Annotated in this window: 21 protein-coding genes; 4 read left to right on the top strand and 17 right to left on the bottom strand. The window is 42.3% G+C overall.

The window, feature by feature from the left end:
- Positions 1-149 precede the first annotated feature (149 nt).
- Entirely contained in the window at positions 150-614 is a 465-nt protein-coding gene (locus B5J94_RS03550) for a DUF1877 family protein (protein WP_062500852.1), read from the top strand.
- A 76-nt stretch (positions 615-690) separates the two neighbouring features.
- Here B5J94_RS03550 and guaA read toward each other — a convergent pair whose 3' ends face one another.
- The gene (gene guaA, locus B5J94_RS03545; RefSeq protein ID WP_062500856.1) at positions 691-2253 is read right to left on the bottom strand and encodes a glutamine-hydrolyzing GMP synthase; all 1563 of its coding nucleotides are present in this window, start codon (positions 2251-2253) and stop codon (positions 691-693) included.
- A 111-nt stretch (positions 2254-2364) separates the two neighbouring features.
- On the opposite strand from guaA, the gene B5J94_RS03540 reads away from it, so the two are divergent.
- Together B5J94_RS03540 and B5J94_RS03535 are read left to right on the top strand one after the other, a co-directional pair.
- Positions 2365-2940, top strand: a complete 576-nt coding sequence (locus tag B5J94_RS03540) for a leucine-rich repeat domain-containing protein (RefSeq protein WP_062500858.1) — start codon at positions 2365-2367, stop codon at positions 2938-2940.
- Positions 2928-3224, top strand: a complete 297-nt coding sequence (locus tag B5J94_RS03535) for a leucine-rich repeat domain-containing protein (RefSeq protein WP_062500860.1) — start codon at positions 2928-2930, stop codon at positions 3222-3224. The genes B5J94_RS03540 and B5J94_RS03535 overlap by 13 nt, the downstream gene beginning before the upstream one ends.
- Before the next feature lie 176 nt (positions 3225-3400).
- Here B5J94_RS03535 and B5J94_RS03530 read toward each other — a convergent pair whose 3' ends face one another.
- The 16 genes from B5J94_RS03530 to cysK form a co-directional block, all read right to left on the bottom strand.
- A complete protein-coding gene (locus B5J94_RS03530; protein WP_062500862.1) occupies positions 3401-4015 on the bottom strand; it encodes an HD domain-containing protein in 615 nt (204 codons plus the stop codon).
- Entirely contained in the window at positions 4012-4518 is a 507-nt protein-coding gene (gene yjgA, locus B5J94_RS03525) for a ribosome biogenesis factor YjgA (RefSeq protein WP_062500864.1), read from the bottom strand. Before yjgA ends, B5J94_RS03530 begins: the two co-directional genes overlap by 4 nt.
- A gap of 249 nt (positions 4519-4767) precedes the next feature.
- Entirely contained in the window at positions 4768-5637 is an 870-nt protein-coding gene (rapZ, locus tag B5J94_RS03520) for an RNase adapter RapZ (RefSeq protein WP_062500866.1), read from the bottom strand.
- A gap of 279 nt (positions 5638-5916) precedes the next feature.
- Positions 5917-6765 carry a pantoate--beta-alanine ligase gene (panC, locus tag B5J94_RS03515; RefSeq protein ID WP_062501712.1) on the bottom strand — a complete coding sequence of 283 codons (849 nt, stop codon included), beginning with the start codon at positions 6763-6765 and terminating at the stop codon, positions 5917-5919.
- A gap of 74 nt (positions 6766-6839) precedes the next feature.
- Positions 6840-6962, bottom strand: a complete 123-nt coding sequence (locus tag B5J94_RS14925) for a hypothetical protein (RefSeq protein ID WP_265734259.1) — start codon at positions 6960-6962, stop codon at positions 6840-6842.
- A gap of 25 nt (positions 6963-6987) precedes the next feature.
- On the bottom strand, positions 6988-7812 hold the full coding sequence (panB, locus tag B5J94_RS03510; RefSeq protein ID WP_062500952.1) for a 3-methyl-2-oxobutanoate hydroxymethyltransferase: 825 nt from the start codon (positions 7810-7812) through the stop codon (positions 6988-6990).
- 2 nt (positions 7813-7814) lie between these two features.
- The gene (locus B5J94_RS03505) at positions 7815-8297 is read right to left on the bottom strand and encodes a hypothetical protein (protein ID WP_062500954.1); all 483 of its coding nucleotides are present in this window, start codon (positions 8295-8297) and stop codon (positions 7815-7817) included.
- A 9-nt stretch (positions 8298-8306) separates the two neighbouring features.
- Positions 8307-9221 (bottom strand): Rpn family recombination-promoting nuclease/putative transposase, encoded by a 915-nt coding sequence (locus B5J94_RS03500; protein ID WP_444542973.1) that lies wholly within the window; start codon positions 9219-9221, stop codon positions 8307-8309.
- 154 nt (positions 9222-9375) lie between these two features.
- Positions 9376-9873: a 2-amino-4-hydroxy-6-hydroxymethyldihydropteridine diphosphokinase gene (gene folK, locus B5J94_RS03495; protein ID WP_062500957.1), complete on the bottom strand. Its 498-nt coding sequence runs from the start codon at positions 9871-9873 to the stop codon at positions 9376-9378.
- Positions 9866-11662 (bottom strand): polynucleotide adenylyltransferase PcnB, encoded by a 1797-nt coding sequence (gene pcnB, locus B5J94_RS03490; RefSeq protein ID WP_062500959.1) that lies wholly within the window; start codon positions 11660-11662, stop codon positions 9866-9868. The genes folK and pcnB overlap by 8 nt, the downstream gene beginning before the upstream one ends.
- Positions 11663-12338: 676 nt before the next feature.
- On the bottom strand, positions 12339-12668 hold the full coding sequence (locus tag B5J94_RS03485; protein WP_228144513.1) for a ComEA family DNA-binding protein: 330 nt from the start codon (positions 12666-12668) through the stop codon (positions 12339-12341).
- A 2-nt stretch (positions 12669-12670) separates the two neighbouring features.
- Positions 12671-14230 carry an efflux MFS transporter permease gene (locus B5J94_RS03480; protein WP_062500760.1) on the bottom strand — a complete coding sequence of 520 codons (1560 nt, stop codon included), beginning with the start codon at positions 14228-14230 and terminating at the stop codon, positions 12671-12673.
- A 3-nt stretch (positions 14231-14233) separates the two neighbouring features.
- The gene (mazG, locus tag B5J94_RS03475) at positions 14234-15064 is read right to left on the bottom strand and encodes a nucleoside triphosphate pyrophosphohydrolase (protein WP_062500762.1); all 831 of its coding nucleotides are present in this window, start codon (positions 15062-15064) and stop codon (positions 14234-14236) included.
- 2 nt (positions 15065-15066) lie between these two features.
- Complete coding sequence (locus B5J94_RS03470) at positions 15067-15468, bottom strand: type II toxin-antitoxin system death-on-curing family toxin (protein WP_062500764.1); 402 nt, start codon at positions 15466-15468, stop codon at positions 15067-15069.
- A complete protein-coding gene (locus B5J94_RS03465; RefSeq protein WP_062500766.1) occupies positions 15468-15638 on the bottom strand; it encodes a hypothetical protein in 171 nt (56 codons plus the stop codon). The genes B5J94_RS03470 and B5J94_RS03465 overlap by 1 nt, the downstream gene beginning before the upstream one ends.
- Before the next feature lie 60 nt (positions 15639-15698).
- Entirely contained in the window at positions 15699-16628 is a 930-nt protein-coding gene (cysK, locus tag B5J94_RS03460; RefSeq protein WP_062500768.1) for a cysteine synthase A, read from the bottom strand.
- 192 nt (positions 16629-16820) lie between these two features.
- Here cysK and B5J94_RS03455 point away from each other — a divergent pair, with 192 nt between their 5' ends.
- A complete protein-coding gene (locus B5J94_RS03455; RefSeq protein WP_062500770.1) occupies positions 16821-18245 on the top strand; it encodes a phosphohexomutase domain-containing protein in 1425 nt (474 codons plus the stop codon).
- Positions 18246-18293: the final 48 nt, after the last annotated feature.

Genomic DNA, 18293 nt, shown 5'->3' with positions numbered 1-18293 from the left:
TTTGGGGGTCGGTTCAGAATATGCCCTTTTTTGATGTTTGATGGTTTTCCAACAGCCAAATCAATAAATTCCACCTTGCAACATTTGCATTGTCTGATTTTCTATGAAATAATCAAGTGCAGTCTACGCCAACTTTTTTAAGAAAAATTATGGGTATTACGGTAAGTTACAGAGCGATGACCCAAGCGGATTTTGACAGAGTGTTAAATGGCGATGTCATCAGTATGGACGTGCAAATTGATGAGCTAAATTTGGCAAAAAGCCATTATGGCTTACACAAAATACTAACGGGTAAAGACATTGACTTGGTGGATAAAAACAACCCGCTTAGTATTGCTATATTGGGCTGGAATGATGAAACCGATGAAAATGGCGATTGGTATTGGGAGAATTGTGGTTGGTGGGAGATATGGGTGGGTAATGGCTATAACGACAAGCAAGCCGTTAAAGAGATTTCCAACGCCATGAATGTCGTTGATTTTGATAAAGCCTTTGATAAAATAGATTACGGCTCAAATTACAAAGAGCTTTATAGAAACTATTTTAAATACTTAAAAGACTTTTATCAGATGTGTGCGGACAATGATTATGCTGTTGAAGTAGATTTCTGGTAAATGACGACAAACAACCAAATTTTTATGTTTTTAATTTCAAAAACAAAACCGCCAATTTCTTGACGGTTTTTTCGGTTTATTCCCACTCAATCGTGGCAGGCGGTTTGCTACTCACATCATAGACAACACGAGACACATCGGCAATCTCATTCATGATACGCGTTGAGATTTTATCTACAAGCTCATAGGGCAAATGAGCAAAACGAGCGGTCATAAAGTCCACCGTTTCCACCGCACGCAGTGAAATCACCCACGCATAACGGCGTGCGTCCCCCACCACGCCCACCGATTTGACAGGGCAAAACACAGCAAAGGCTTGGGCGGTCTTGTCATACCAGCCAGACGCACGAAGCTCCTGCATAAAAATATCGTCCGCCACCCGCAAAATGTCGGCATATTCTTTTTTAATCTCACCCAAAATCCGCACGCCAAGACCCGGGCCTGGGAAAGGGTGTCTGTAAATCATCTCATGGGGCAAGCCAAGCGTTGTGCCAAGTTTACGCACTTCGTCTTTGAATAAATCACGCAAAGGCTCCACCAATTCAAACTGCAAATCATCAGGCAGACCACCGACATTGTGGTGCGATTTGATGACGTGAGCCTTGCCATTTTTGGTTTTGGCGGACTCGATGACATCGGGGTAAATCGTGCCTTGTGCCAAAAACTTCACGCCGTCCAATTTACGAGCTTCTTCAGAGAATACTTCAATAAACTCTCGTCCGATGATTTTGCGTTTGACCTCTGGGTCGGTCGCTCCCGCCAATGCGTCCAAAAAGCGATTTTCAGCATCCGCACGAATTACCCGAATGCCCATGTTATCGGCAAACATTTTCATCACTTGGTCGCCTTCGTTTAGGCGAAGTAGCCCATTGTCCACAAATACGCAGGTTAATTGGTCGCCAATGGCTTTGTGAAGCAATGCCGCCACCACCGAGCTGTCCACACCGCCTGATAAGCCAAGTAGCACCTGCTCATCGCCAATTTGCTCTTTTAACTGTGCCACTCGCATTTCAATGATGTTCTCAGGGTTCCACAGATTGCCACAACCACAAATGCCATGCACGAAGTTGCTAATCACTTCCACGCCTTTGGCGGTGTGGGTTACTTCTGGGTGAAACTGCACGCCATAGAGCTTGCGAGCTTCATCGCTGGCGGAGGCAAAGGCACAGCTTGGCGTGCTTGATGTTACGGTAAAGCCGTCTGGCAGGCTTGCCACTTTGTCGCCATGACTCATCCAAACTTGGATTTGGGCGTTGTCATCTTTTAAGCCGTTTAAGAGTTTGTCGTCCACCGCCACGTCAATTTGGGCATAGCCAAACTCTTTGACCGCCCCTGCCACCACCGAACCGCCAAGCTGGGCGGACATGGTTTGAAAGCCGTAGCAAATGCCAAGCACAGGCACGCCAAGCTCAAAGACGATTTGCGGGGCTCGTGGCGAACCTGCTTCGTACACGCTTTTAGGCCCACCTGACAGGATAATGCCCTTGGGGTTAAAGGCTTTGATGTCGTCGTCGCTCATGTCAAAGGGGTGCATCTCAGAGTACACGCCTGCTTCACGCACACGGCGAGCGATGAGCTGGCTGTATTGCGAGCCAAAATCTAGGATTAGGATGCGGTCGGAGGTGATGTTTGCGGTCATAGCTTGCCTTGTTATCATGGGTAAATTGTCGCTATTCTAGCATTTTTTGGGCAAAATGGCGACAGCAAAAATTCTATGCTACAATAAATCAAACTCCACCGGAGCAAGCCCATGACCGACACCGCCACACCATTAAATCAAATGACCCCAGACGAGTTAGAGCTTTGGTGGCACACACTCTCTGCCGATTGGCGATATCATTTTACCCAAAATATCGGACTAGACCCAACAGACCCCGCCTTCTTTAAGGCACTACCCACACTGACACGGTTTGAGTTATATTATAACAGTCTTAATGGCAGAGAGCCTGTTACCGACATCACACCCCTAGCTCATTGCACCCAACTGACTTCCTTGCGTTTGACGGATATGCACATCGGCGACATCTCGCCATTGGCAAATTTGGTTCATTTGGATAGCTTGTTTTTGATGTGTAACGACATTTCGGACATCAGCCCCTTAAAAAACCTAACTTGTTTAACTTATCTGTGCCTGCATAGTAACGCCATTTTAGACATCTCACCCTTGGCAAACCTTAGAACATTGGAATATTTGGATTTGACCGACAATCGAATCAGTGATTTGACCGCACTCGCTCATCTGCATGACCTTAATTTTCTTAGCGTTTATCACAATAACATCTCTGACATCAGCCCGCTTGGGGGTTGGTTGATATGGAAGAGTTAAATCTGGGGGTTAATCGGATTAGCGACATCTCGCCCCTTCGTCATTTGTCATCATTGACCGATTTGGCAATATGGCATAATCAAATCAGCGACATCTCGCCACTGGCTCATTTAAAAGAGCTTACCAAACTTAATTGTGAATATAACCAAATCACAGATTATCGCCCTTTGTTTGATTTAGATTTAAAAAAGTTACACATTGAATACGCCAAAGGTAGAGCCAATGGCGATGAAGAATTGGCTGAATTAGCCAAACATTTGCCTGATTGTGAAATCATTAATTAGTGGGTAATAAAAAAGCGATAACACCAATTATCGCTTTTTTATTTTTGGCATTGTTAATTAACTATACCTTTGGGCGGATTTGTAGGGGAAAATCACATTTGCCTTGTGATAAAGTGTTGATTTTTGGGCGAATTGAATTCGCCCTTACAAGATGTATCAAATTTTTGGTTATTCATTTACAAGCATCTTTTTAAATTATCCCTTGCCTTATGTTCTAATGTTTGATAAAAATAATCGGTTAAATAAATTCGCTCCTTGTTATAAAACCCCTTTAGTACCGATTTTCTTTTTATATGATAAATAAAACGATTGACCCACGCATATTCTTGTCGTATTTGATGATTATATTCATTAAATCTATCAAAATCGCTCCCCAATATCGCCAAATCAATATCCAATAAATAATCCAAATCTCTTTTATCATTGCCTACCAAAGGGTTAACATGGTCTTTGGTGGCAAGAATATAACGCTCAATGATAGCAATATCTGTATCAGATAATATGTCTTTTAAATCATCTTTCATTATAATTGAACTGTCGTATTCATCGGTGGGGCTTTTGGGATGATAAATCACGTCATGATAAAAAAGAGCAATGGCAACCAAATCAGGGCGATATAGATTATCCTTTATTTTATCAAACCACAAAAAGCATTCGTATAAATGCGTGATGTTGTGATAATGGCGGTGGGGTTCTTGATAAAATGTGATGATTGTATCAAATAGCTCATCATACAAACCATCATGATTTGTAAAAATGGCGCGCCAGTGGTTTTTTAGGGTATTTATCATTGCGACAAAATCGCCACTTCTTTCACATAACTTTCAAAATCCGCCACGCTCTCCGCCAAAAGCTCATCATCGTTTAGATGCTTGGCGTATTCTATCCACAAAAGTAGCTGATAAATGCTGTTGTACTCTGCTTTTTTAAACTGCTTGACAAATTGCTTTATCGTACTTTCGTCATTTAATGTCAAACGGTTAAACCACGTTTCAATCTTGGTGCATTGCTCGGGCGTAAACACAAGCTCAAACAACGCCCCCGTCAAAACATGGCGGTCTTCTTCAATGATGAGCTTGCCCACCCGTTTGATTTGGCGGTTTTTGGCGGCGTGGCTGTCAATCTCGGTCAAATGCTTTAATTCGTCCAAAAAATACTCACTCACTGGCAAATTAGCAAGCTGTTTTTTGGAGAGTTTGGCAAGCGGTTCGGATAGGGCTTGTAAGCGTTCGTGGGCTTTTTTAATCTCGGTGCGAGACACTCTCATGTCTTGTTTTGACCAGTCAATATTCATAGATTTCTCTTTTTAAAAATTATTGGGTGCACAGCTAACAAAATTGAATTTTACTACGGAAACCGTAGTAGTTTTTCATTTGTAGAGTGTATCATACCCATTTAAACTGTTATTTGGTGCGTACTACGCACCTTACTTTTAATTGTATTAAAATTTGATAATTGGGCGAATGTGATTCGCCCCTACATTTGCAAATTTTAAAATATTTTTATTTAAAATATACAAATTTTTAATATCAATCAATTCAATTTACCAATACCGTTTTTCACGGTGTTTGACAATGATAGGCATATTATCAGGCAACTGGCTTTTTAATAATTCGCCCACCTTTTGGGCAATATATACCGAACGATGCTTACCGCCCGTGCAACCAATGGCAACCGTTACCGAATAGCGGTTGTTATTTAAAAAATTAGGGAGCCATTTTATTAAAAACTTACCAATATCGTCCGCCATATTATCCACTTCTGGATAATTGGTAAAGAATGCTTTGACATCATCATCAAGCCCTGTTTGCGGACGTAAATTTTCTTGCCAATGTGGATTGGGCAATATCCGCACATCAAAAACAAAATCAGCGTCAATGGGCGTGCCATGTTTAAACCCAAAAGACAACACATTAACCGACACCACATTATCCATGCCGATATGTTGGCGGACTTTTTCTTTTAGCTCGTGAATGTTGAGCGTACTGGTGTCAATTTTGATATCGGCATGACTGGCAATAGGCTTTAACAGCTCAATCTCTTGGGCTAGGGCGTTGGGCAAATTATTGGCGGTCGGCATAAGCGGGTGAACTCGCCGTGTCGCCCCAAAACGTGCCACCAATACGCTCTCTTGGGCGGTAACGTATAGGATTTTGACTGCTTCATGGTATTTGTCGGTCAAGTTCTGATACACACCCCCAAAGGCGGACAAGTCGGCTTTTGGTGTTCTGACATCTATGCCTAACGCCACTTTTTTGACATCATTGCCAATCAAATCGCCCACCGCCTGACCCACCAGCGACAGGGGCAGATTGTCAATGACATAAAAACCAAAATCTTCTAAAATATTTAACACGGACGTTTTGCCAGAACCTGACCGTCCTGATACGATGATGATTTGGGTGTTTGACATTTATTTTCCTTATAATAATTTAAACAGATTTCTTAAAAAACTCCGCATTTAAAGAAAACCGTTCGTGGTGAGCTTGGGCAACCTAACGGTTTTCCGCTACCCTTCGACAGGCTCAGGGCGAACGGAAAACTAGTTTTGCAGGAAGTTTAATAATTTATGATAAAACTCTATTTTCAAATTTATACAAATGATTTATTAGGGCGAATATAATTCCCCCACCATTTAAAAAGATAACCGTTTAATCATCAATCAATTACCATTTTAAATTAAAATAATTTTTTATGATAAATCAATTTCTATATTATCCAAAAGCCGTGCCTTACCGACATATACCGCCGTTAATACCACTAATTTTTTATCAGTCCCTTTAACAGGTTCTAATTTATCATTATAAAGCTCTAAATAATCCACCTTTAATCCCATATTGGTTAATTCATCATGGTATTTTTGGATAATATTTGGATATTGACTTATACCCGCCTTTATCATATCGACTTTAATCTTTTGCAAAGTTTTTTGGATAATGGGGGCGGTGTTTAATTCATCATCAGTTAAATAACCATTTCGTGATGACAATGCCAAACCGTCTTTATTACGGACAATCTCGCCACCGATGATGTTTATGCCAAAATTTAATTCATCATTCAACCTGCGGATAATGGCAAGCTGTTGATAATCTTTTTTGCCAAATACCGCCACATCAGGGCGGACGATATTAAAAAGCTTACCCACCACCAAGCCCACACCGTCAAAATGCGTGGGGCGAGATTTGCCACATAAAATCTTGGTAATTTCTCCGCTCAAAACTTGAATATTCGGCGGATAAGTCGGATACATCTCATCAACGCTCGGGGCGAACACCAAATCCGCTTGTACGCTTTGCAATTTTTCACAATCTGCGTCCAGCGTGCGTGGGTAGCTGTCAAAATCTTCGCCCGCCCCAAACTGCGTGGGATTGACAAAAATACTGACCACGGCAATATCGGCATGACGTTTGGCGATATTGATAAGCGACAAATGCCCGTCATGCAAATTCCCCATGGTCGGCACAAAACCAATGGTTTTGCCGTCTTTGCGGTGCTTGTTTAGGGCGGTTTGTAAGTCGTTGATATGGTGAAAGATTTTCATAATTTTTGCCATTAATTAGGGCGTGTTGAACATTGATAACATTTTTATAAAAATAAGATGAAAATTGGACAATTTTAATCAATTTTTGCATGAAAAATGGCTAAATCTTGTGGCTCGAAGGCGAAAACTTGTCTGATAGAATGACTATCAGCCTGCGTTTTTTCCTTGAAAAACGTACGATTTTTCTCATTTTTCATTGCAAATACCAAAGTTCAACACGCCCTAGTGAAAAGTATGCTCAACACTAGGAAAAGTTTTATTTTTAACCGCTTGATGAAAATTGACAAACGCCCCCAAAATATCGCCTGTTTGATTGCTGTCATCTTTTAAGAAATCCTTAACAAATTTGGCAGGTTTTTGGGTATATACGCCTAACATATCGTGCATGACCAGCACTTGTCCGTCCGTCTCCACACCTGCCCCAATGCCGATGACAGGCACGGCAAACCGCTCGCTCACGGCTTTGGCAAGCGATAACGGCACGCATTCTAACACAATTATGCTCGCCCCTGCGTTTACCAAAACTTCACAATCTCTTAATAGCTTGTCCGCTTGTGCGTCTGTTTTGCCCTGCACCTTATAACCACCCAATACATTGACCGATTGGGGCGTTAATCCCAAATGCACGCACACAGGCACGCCATTATCCGTCAAAACCTTGACCGTGTCGGCAAGCTCGCTACCGCCTTCGATTTTAACCACATTCGCCCCTGCTTGCATGACCGCACGAGCATTTGCAATCGCATCAGGCAACGTGGCATAACTCATAAAGGGCAAATCGGTCATAATCAAGGCATGGCGGTTGGCACGGGCGACATTGGCGGTGTGATACACCATGTCGGCAACGGTAACGGGCAACGTGGACGCTTTCCCCTGCACCACCATGCCAAGGCTATCGCCCACCAAAATCACGTCAATGCCCGCCTGTGCCATAAGATAAGCAAAACTGGCATCATAGCAGGTCAGACAACTAAATTTTTCGCCTTGCTTTTTGTATTTGGCAAGCGTGGATAGGGTTATGGGGGCGGTGTGGGTTAGGTAGGTCATGCTTAGTCGTTCTTTTCAATCAAGGCTTGCGTATTTAGCGTTTGCTTTAATAATTCGCCAAATGTTTCGTCTTTTTGCGACATTTTATTTAATCTATCAAGCAACGCTTCTTTACGCTCGGCAATTTGCAATGCATTTAATAATGTTTCAATGCGTTTTTGTTCTTGATGACGTTCTTTAAATGCCCCAAAATCAATTTTTTGTACCACCCATTTATATTCAAAATTGACATTCATGTCAATTTTTGGGGCATCGTGAATTTGGACAATTCTGACAATTTTTAATTCATTTCGGGCATGAACCACCGCATAATCGCCCACCTTAAAATCGCTATCAATTTCCGCCTTAAATGTATAACAAAATCCTTTATAATCAAGCTCGGTATTATTGGTGTTATTAATAATATCATTAATGCCGATATTATCTTCAAATACCGCCCCAACGGTAATAAAAGGTTTTTGTAAATAATGGCTGTCTTGGTTCATGTATTATCCTTAAAGTTTATTAATCTCATCAATATCCAGACCTGTCGCCAACGCAATGTCTTTTGGGCTGATATTTAGCCCTTTTAATGTTTTGGCGGTGGCGATTTTTTGCTCGTATTTGCCCTGCTCAATGCCTTTTTGCATACCTTGTTGCAAGCCTTCTTTTAACCCTGTTTGCAAACCGTGTTCCATACCTTGATAAAAGCCGTCTTTTATGGCGGTTTCTAGTGAATTATGCAAATCACGATATACTTTCAAACTTCGCTCGTATTTATCAATTTCTTGGCGATTAAATGTGGCAAGATTGGCTTTTTCAAAGGCTTGTTCAATAATACTGTCTTTAAAAATAGCAGGAATGTATTGTAAATCTTCCAAATTTTTAATAAAAAATAACCATTTATCAAGTGGCGTTACCAATTCATGTTCTTTTTTACAAAAATTGGGTAATTGCAAATAAATCAGCGTTAATTTATCATAAAAAATTTGATTATTTTGGTCTTTTAATTGCACGGTATAAATAACTTCTGGGTCGTCTTTATGCTCATCAAATAAAAAATCCAAAATGCTGATACAATACACCGCCTTTAATTGATAATTCCATTCGCCTTTTTGGGCTTGTTCGTTAATCGGAAAAGTGGCGTAATATAATGTGCGGTCTTTAAAAAAAGTTTGTTTGGCTCGTTGCAATTCCACAATAAACCGCTCGCCTGTATGACTTTCACAATAAATATCATAAATGGCTTTGCGGTCAAAATCACTAATGCCCATTTGCTCGCTGTTTTTTAAGGTTAAGTCCTTAATTTGATGATGAGCAGGGAGCATGGCATTTAAAAAATCTATCAAAAAGGGCTTACTGGCTTCTTCGCCAAACAATTTTTTAAAACCATAATCAGTAAATGGGTTGATAAATCTTGCTTGCATGATTGCTCCTTTTTGCCGATTTTATCGTGTTGATTAAAGGATATGATTGCAGGAGTGAATGGCAATTTACCCTGTGTTGATATACATCATGGGGCGAATGTGATTCGCCTCTACATACCAAATTTTAAAATATATCTTTATTTAATAATACACCAAGTTAATCCAACTTTCTAAGCCCAGTCATCTCATAAGCCAATGCCAATTCACGGATTTTTTGCCCGTTTATCATCAATTTATCATTTAATTCTAAAAGTGGCACAAGCACAAAATTTCGCTCAAAAATCCCACTGTGTGGCACGGTCAGCCTGTCATTATGGATAATTTCATCGCCATACAACAAAATATCCACATCAAGCGAACGCTCGCCCCACCGCCGTAACCGCACACGCCCTGCCCCCTGCTCCAAGTCTTGACAAAAATCAAGCAGGCTTATCGGGTCAAGGCTTGTCTTGGCGGACAGCACCGCATTGACAAAATCAGGTTGGTCGGTTACGCCAAACGGCTTGGATGAATACAAAGACGACAGCACCACATCACAAAACCGCTCATCACAGGCTAGCGTATCACGCACCGCCAAAATATGGCTAGTTGGTTCGCCAAGCTCGTTGGCGATGTTACCCCCCAGCCCCAGATAGATTTGTACCTTATCAGTCATCGTGTTTGGCTCGTGGTTTGGCGTTGGATTTTTTGCGTTTTTTGGGTTTTGGCGTGTCAGTATCTTGGGCGGTTTCTCGTGGCTCCGCTTGTCGTCTTGTTTGCTGTCCTGCTTTTTGGCGTTTGCTCGCCTGCGTTTTAGGCTTGGCAGAGTCTGACACAGATGGCTGTAAGTCGCTCTCGGTCAGACCTTGCTCACGCTCTTTGATGGACAGCATTGATGATGGCTGACGTTTGCGATAACGCACCGATGGGATGTAAGGCTCGTCATTGTCCAGCAGTTTGGCAAAATCACTCTCGCTGTACGTGCGGCGCTCAAAGGTCGGCACATCCACCTGTCGCACTCTTGGCGTGGGGCGAGCACTCTTGGGCGTGTTGGCAGTATCCACCACCAGTAACGGTTGTGGCACATCGTCCGCCTTGTCATCATCACGCCCTGAGAGCTGTTGGAGTTGTAGAAGTTCGGCATCTTTATCAATGCCTTTATCAGTCCCTGTATCTGCCCCACGTCGTCTGCGAGTGCGAGTCACACCGCCTCCCAACGCATTTAGCATTTGGCTTTGACTGGTCGCATCAACCGCCAAATAACGTTGCCACCACGCCCCCATGTCATTGGTCGGCTCGGACAGCGGACTGTCATCACGACCCTCACGCATGATAAGAAAATCAAGCCCTGCCCGAAATCTACCCTGCGAGCTTAGCCTGTCCACGTCTTTGGGCTTGGGGCTGACAAGCTTGGGTTGCATGAACCAAATATCGCTGATAAAATCCTCGGCAAATTTAGGAATGGCGGTCTTGATACGCTGAGCATCAAACACCTTGCGAGACGCTTTTATTTGGGCTTCGTGAAAGGGCAGACCTTTTTTCTTAAACTTTGCCAAAGCATGCAAATAATTCTCCCACAACAGCACCGCATAAAAAAACGCAGGGTTGGCAGTTTTGCCCGAGGCAATCCGCTCATCGGTGTTTTTGGCAACTTGCAGGGCAAGGCGAGTGGGCTTGGGCTGAGCGTAGGTCATCAGACTGTTCATCGCTCCATATTGATATAGCAGGGGTAACAGCGGAGCCAGATAACCGCCCGTGAACATCTTTTGGGTCTCATCATAGAGCCGATGGGCGGACACCTGCTCCAAAAGCATCCAGCTTGTGTCATTAAACTGTTTGACTAGGGCTTTGTCAAATTCAAAACCCAGTTTTGCCTTAAACCGCAACGCACGAAGCAGGCGGACAGGGTCTTCTTCCACACGCACTTTGGCATCACCAAGCAGGCGTAATGTGCCGTTTTTGATGTCATCGACCGCCCCACAAAAATCTAATACTTCGCCCTTAATCGGCTGATAATACAAGGCATTAATGGAAAAATCACGACGGGCAAAATCCTGCTCTATCGTCCCCCACACATTATCACGGGTAATCATGCCGTCATCGGTGGTGTGCGTGTCGTCCTTGGGCGGAGCTCTAAAAGTCGCCACTTCAATGAGTTCACGCCCCGAATAAACGTGAGCGAGTTGAAACCGCTTGCCAATGATGCGGCAACGCCCCCCAAAAATCGCCTTAATCTCATGAGGGCGAGCGTTGGTCACAGCATCAAAATCCTTGGGAGCAAGCCCCAAAAGACTATCGCGCACGCCACCACCCACGATATAGGCGTCAAAACCTGCCTTGTTAAGCGTGCTGATAACTTCCACGATACTGTGTGGCAAAGTACGTTTTTCAAGCCCCAACTTCTGTGCCGACAGCACGGTCGCTGATGATTTGGGAGTTTTGTGTTTGGTTGGTTTTTTTTGCATAAGGTGTTTAGACTGCTTTTTTGATGTTTGGTGAATGGCATGCTTTGCCATTGGTTTGTCTGTTTGGCGGTGTTTGGGCTGTTTAGACCGCTTGACTTTTTTGGTTTTCTTGAATTGTTTGGGGCGAGCATGGGACTGCCCGAGTTTTGCGTCCGCTTTTGTCTTTGCCATGACTTGTGTCACTCATTTTTTACTGGGGCGTGTTAAATTTTGATAATATTTATTTGAATTTATGAAAATTTACACTTTTAAATTGTTTTTACATGAAAATGGCTATCCCACCACTTGCATTTAAAAGATTAAAAGATAGGTAAAATCTTGCATATTTACCTAATTACACCCAACCAACTTAATATTTACCACAGGTTTGTAGGGGTGTGCTGAACACACCCTTTGATGGTATTACTGTACAAGGCATGCTCAGCATGCCCCTACATCCACACATCATCGCATTTGTAATAACTTTAAAGTTTATTGGTTATAAGCGGTCAGATTATTTTTCATAATAAATCTCTTTCNNACCCTTATAAGTATTGGGGTTGAGGTTTTTAAAAATCCACAAAAATCGGGGTTTGGAAAGAAGTCTAATAAAAACTTGCTTGATAGAATGACCATCAAATGCCCTTTAATAACCACCCGTCATAAGTTTCATTGTACCTTGTTTTTGCCAAAAAAGCTAATGCACCGTGAGTCTGTGACGGTTTTTTTCCAAGGTTTTGACCCCGATACCCTTAACCTTTGTCAAATCATCCACGCTATCAAACCGCCCCATCAGCTCCCGATAATCCACAATCGCCTGAGCGGTCTTTGCCCCCACGCCATTTAAGGTTGCAAGCTCGCCCATGCTGGCGGTGTTGATATTAACCCGCACGCTCATCGCTTTTTGGGCGGATTGTTTGGCGATAAGGGCTTGATACGCCTGTTTGGGGTCGGCGTAGCATTGGTGGGCGTGGGCGATGTTTGCCATCAGCATCAAAACCAATAATAAATATTGAAGTAATCTCATCATTATCTCACATCAAGTAATAACACATATTCTTGCCCTACTTTCCCTAAAATAATTGGGTCTGATTTTTTATTTGGATTATCACTTGGTTTGTCGATGATATCCTCCTTATCAGAATCATACAGACCCTTACCATTAATATGCATCCATTTTATTTGTAATTCCTCAATCTTTTTATCTGAACTTAACGCTTCTTTTGCTTGTACAATTTTATGACCATTAAAATCTCTTGGTATGCCTACAATATCTGTATATACCCAAAAAAATTGAGCAACGGGCTGTTTGAGCCTTTTGTCAAATAAAATAGCACTCATTTCTCTATCATATTCTTTTGGTTTTATCAAAATATCATAATTTTTACCGCACCAAAGCTGATACTCGGAAATATTTCCTTTCTCTAATTTTATATAAAATTTCTTACCATATAAGCCAAAATAATCGCCATCATACAAATTATCACTGTCATATTTGGTTTCTATAATTTCAAATTGACATTGTGCCGATGGTGAAAATTTTTCTTTTTGAATGTTATTAACAAAAAATTCGTCTTGACTATTGGCAAGTTTTGGCGGTTCTAGTATGCTAAAAAACTCTTGGACATCTTGATGATACTCTCTTGCAAAAGTTTCATCATCAGTCTGCCATAAGACATTACCATTTTCATCGCTGATTTTATGATGGTTCTTATTGTTTTCATAAATATAATCAACTTGCATTTTTGGTAAAATTTCTGCAAGCTGATGACGAGAATTATAAATTACCCACAAATTTTTATCATCTTGCACTCTTTTTATAAAACTTTTATCCAACTCCACAGGATTTTTTATTTGAATAACATCATCTTTATTTAAAACAATACCGCTTTTTTGTGGTGGGTTGTATTCTACGCCAGACATTTTAACGGTTGTAAGAATAACTTTTTTATGAAAATATCTTTCTTTTTCTATGTCATTGGCTTTGGCATAGCGATAATATTGCACACCCAATAATAACGTCAATACAGCAATAAACGAAATGATAAAGTTACGAATATGAAATAATTTTTCAGGATTGATAGAGCGTGCAATGACTACATAAGCGGTAGCAAATAAAGCAAAAAACCAACAATATGCCCCATAGCTCCAAACATGCACAATATCATTATCATGCCAATCAGTTGAACCCGCATCACCCAATGCACCGCCTGATGGTTCTACCACAACAAAACTTAATAATGCCAAAAATATCATCAATAAGGTATTGTGAATATAGGATATTTCTTTACCTGCATATAATGACACGGTAATACGAGCAAATACCAAATTTGCATAAACCGCCAATCCTCCCAGTCCCCCAAAAAATACATAAAGCCACCCCAATGGTAAATCATAAACAAGAACTTGCCAACCTAATTCCATGTTAGCGACTTCACTCTTATGATTTACCCAACCAAAAGCAGGCAAAATTAAAGACAATCCATAAATCCCCAAAATCAACCATAGGATTTTTTGTAAGTTTTTATCATATTCATCCAACTCACGAACTTTTTGAATTTTTGGATTGAATTTTACCTGTCTTTTCATATTTCAGAATTCCTTCTCTTGTTCCTTTGCCATGTCCCAGTATTTATCCATTTCTGCCAAATTGCTTTCTTCTAGCGTTTTGCCCTGCTCCATCAGTGATTTTTCTACAAAAGCAAATCGGTGTTTAAATTTGGCATTGGTGTTTTGTAATGCCATTTCAGCATCAACGTCCAAATGCCGAGCAAGGTTGGTCAGCACAAACAGCACATCACCAAGCTCGCCTGCGATTTTGTCTTTTTGGGCTTTATCTAATTTATCTATTTTATAATTAAACTCAGGCGTGGGTAATTCTGCTTGTAATTCACCTATCTCTTCTTGGAGCTTGTCCAGCACACCGCTCAAATTATCCCAATCAAAACCGACTTTTCCTGCCTGTTTTTGTAAGTTTTGGGCGGTCATTAACGCCGTACCCGCCTTAACATCGGACAATAGGCGTTTTGGTCGGTTTTGGTTTTCAATCTGTTTAATCTCGTCCCAACGGCGTTTGACGTCTTCGTCTGTTTTTAGATTTTCTTTGTCAAACACATGGGGGTGTCTGCGAATGAGTTTTTCTTGCAAAGCATAAATCACGTCCGCCATATCAAACCGCCCCTGCTCGGCATACAGATGGGCATGAAAGACGATTTGCAAAAGCACATCACCAAGCTCTCCTTTGATGTCATCGGTGGCAAGGGGGCTTTTGTCGTCATTACTAATGGCTTCTACAAGTTCAAAAACTTCTTCTATGGCGTATTTTTGTAGGCTGTCGTTGGTTTGTTTTTTATCCCACGGGCAATCGGTGCGAAGGCGTGCCATGAGCGTTAAAAGGTCAGAGAATTGGTTGGTTGGGGTCATAATCATTCCATTGGGTTGTGTGAAACAAAATATTGAGCATACAAAATATCAGCAAATTCACTTTCGGATAAATCGCCCACCACCAAATCACGCATGGCATCAGCGATTAAAACATGGTCTAAGGTAATTTCATAATCATTCAAAGATAAGTATTCTAATGCCACCGCAAGCCCTGTGCGTTTATTGGCATCCGACAAGGCATGGGCAACAGCAATGCTACACGCATACTTTGAGGCAATCTCAAACACATCATCCAAGCCTTCATAGGCAATGGCATTATCCACACGAGCCAACGCCCCTTGCAGTTTGGCAACATCCGCCCTGCTTTTTAAGCCCTTTTCGGTTTGCAAAATATAATGGTTGATTTCAATCACACGTTCAAACGGAAAATAAATCAATTCCATCACATATCTGCCAATCGTTTAAATGTCTCGCTATGCGTCCGAAGAACGAGTTTAGTTTCGGATTTTATAATCTGCTCGCCTTGTTTGCCTGACAAATCCAACTTTTTTGTGGCGACAATCTTTGGGCGATTAATGGTTGCCACATGGTATTTTTCGAATTTTTCGCTCATTTTATCTCTCCAAAATAAACCCCATTATACTAGATAACGGGGTTTTCCACATCTATTTATTTACTGAGCCAAATCTTCAAACAGTGCCGTAGATAGATAACGCTCGCCCGATGACGGAACCACCACCACGATGAGTTTGCCTGCGTTTTCAGGACGGCTTGCCACTTGTAGGGCTGACCACACCGCCGCCCCTGCACTAATCCCCACAAGGAGACCCTCTTTTTCTGCCATTTGGCGAGCCGTGGCAAAGGCGGATTCGGTGGTAACCGTGATGACTTCGTTATAAATCTTGGTATTTAAAATGCTCGGCACAAAACCAGGGGCAAGTCCTTGCAATTTATGACCCCCTTTTTCGCCACCGCTAAACACAGGCGAATCAGACGGCTCGACCGCCACGATTTGGACGCTGTCCTTTTTGGCTTTTAGCACTTCGCCCACGCCCGTAATCGTACCGCCTGTGCCAATCCCTGCCACCACGATATCTACCTGTCCGTCTGTGTCGTTCCAGATTTCTAGGGCGGTGGTTTCACGGTGGATTTTTGGGTTGGCTAGATTGTCAAATTGGCGTGGCATAAAATAGCCGTCTTGACTGGCAAGCTCGTTCGCCTTGGCAATCGCCCCACCCATGCCGTCCACAGCAGGCGTTAGCACAAGCTTTGCCCCATAGGCACGCAGTAACGCTCGGCGTTCCAAGCTCATGCTCTCGGGCATGGTGATAACCAATTTATAACCCTTAGACGCACACACCATGGCAAGCCCAATGCCTGTATTGCCTGATGTTGCTTCTACAATGGTCGTGTTTTTGTTGATAAGCCCGTCTTTTTCGGCTTCGTTTATCATGGATAGGGCAATGCGGTCTTTGACCGAGCTGGCTGGATTAAAGTATTCTAACTTTGCCACGACACGAGCGGGCAAGCCTTCTGTTAGGCGGTTGAGTTCCACTAGGGGCGTGTTGCCGATAAGGTCGGTGATGTTTTTGGCGATGTTCATAAAATTTCCTTTAAAGGTTGTCGGTTTAAAATGTTACACGGTTAGCATACCAAATTTTTATAAAAATTTATAGGCAAAAAATGTTAAAGGTTATTCTATTTTGGCATATAAATAATTTCACAACATGCACCACCAAATGATGATAAACATGATAAAATTAAGTTATTTTTATTTTAGCGCCTAGGATGATTCATGAAAACTTTTAATCCCATTACCATCTCCTGCTTCAAAGCCTATGATGTGCGTGGTGAACTTGATGTCAATTTGGATAGCGTCATCGTCTATCGCATCGGACGAGCTTTTGCCCAATATCTAAATCATGGTCAAAAAAATCATGGTCAAAAAAACTCTGTCATCGTGGTTGGTGCAGACATTCGCTCATCCAGTAACAGTTTAAAACAATCTGTCATTGATGGCATAACAGACGCTGGCGTGGACGTGATTGATTTGGGCATGGTTGGCACCGAGGAGGTGTATTTTGCCACAAGTCATTATAACGCCATCGGTGGGATTGAGGTTACCGCAAGTCATAACCCCATTAACTACAATGGCCTAAAAATGGTGCGTGAAAACTCACGCCCCATCAGTGCCGATACGGGATTGGCAGACATTCGCACCATCGCCGAGCGTGGAGAATTTGTGGTTGCAGGCAAAGGTAGAGTTACCCTAAACACCGACAAAACTGCCTACATTGACAAGCTCATGAGCTTTACCGACACCGCCAAATTTACCCCTAAAAAAATCGTGGTAAACAGTGGCAACGGCTCGGCAGGGCCTGTGGTTGATGAACTACAAAAACGTCTTGGCGATAAGGTTGAGCTTATCAAAGTCCACCACGCCCCAGACGGCTCATTCCCCAACGGCATCCCCAACCCCATGATTATCGCCAACCAAAAAGCGACATCGGATGCTGTCATCGCTCATGGGGCGGATTTTGGTGTGGCATTTGATGGCGACTTTGACCGTTGTTTTTTGTTTGATGAAAACGGACGATTCATTGAAGGTTCGTATATTGTGGGCATGCTGGCTGAGGTATTTTTGAAACAACATCAAGGCAAGGGCATCGTCTATGACCCCCGGGTGATTTATAATACCGAATACGTCATCGCCCAAAACGGTGGTCAGCCCATCATCAGTAAATCAGGGCATTCATTTATCAAACAAGTCATGCGTGAGACAGGGGCGATTTATGGGGGCGAGATGTCCGCTCACCATTATTTTCGTGATTTCGCCTATTGTGATAGTGGTATGATTGTGTGGCTACTGGTGATCGAGCTGTTATCAGTAACAGGTAAAACTTTATCCGAGCTGGTCAATGGCTATATCAATGACTTCCCCAGTTCAGGCGAGCTTAATTTTCGCTTGGGGCAAAAAACCGCCAATGAAATCAGCGAAATTTTGGAGCAAAAATACCACGCATTAAATCCTACTAAAAACACCTTAGACGGATTAAGTCTAGATTTTGGCGATTGGCGGTTTAATCTACGTTCGTCCAACACCGAGCCACTTATTCGCTTAAATATAGAGACCAAAGGCGATAAAGAGCTACTAAAAACCAAAACAGATGAAATTTTGGCAGTGCTAGATGAATGCGGCGCGGTGAGTGCTGACCACTAAACATTCAAGTACAAAAAACAGGGTAGTGATTTGAACCGCACCCCAAAA

The sequence above is a fragment of the Moraxella lacunata genome (assembly GCF_002027545.1).
GTDB lineage: Bacteria > Pseudomonadota > Gammaproteobacteria > Pseudomonadales > Moraxellaceae > Moraxella > Moraxella lacunata.
The sequence above is the reverse complement of the archived record's forward strand: the minus strand, read 5'-3'. Positions and strand labels throughout refer to the sequence as shown.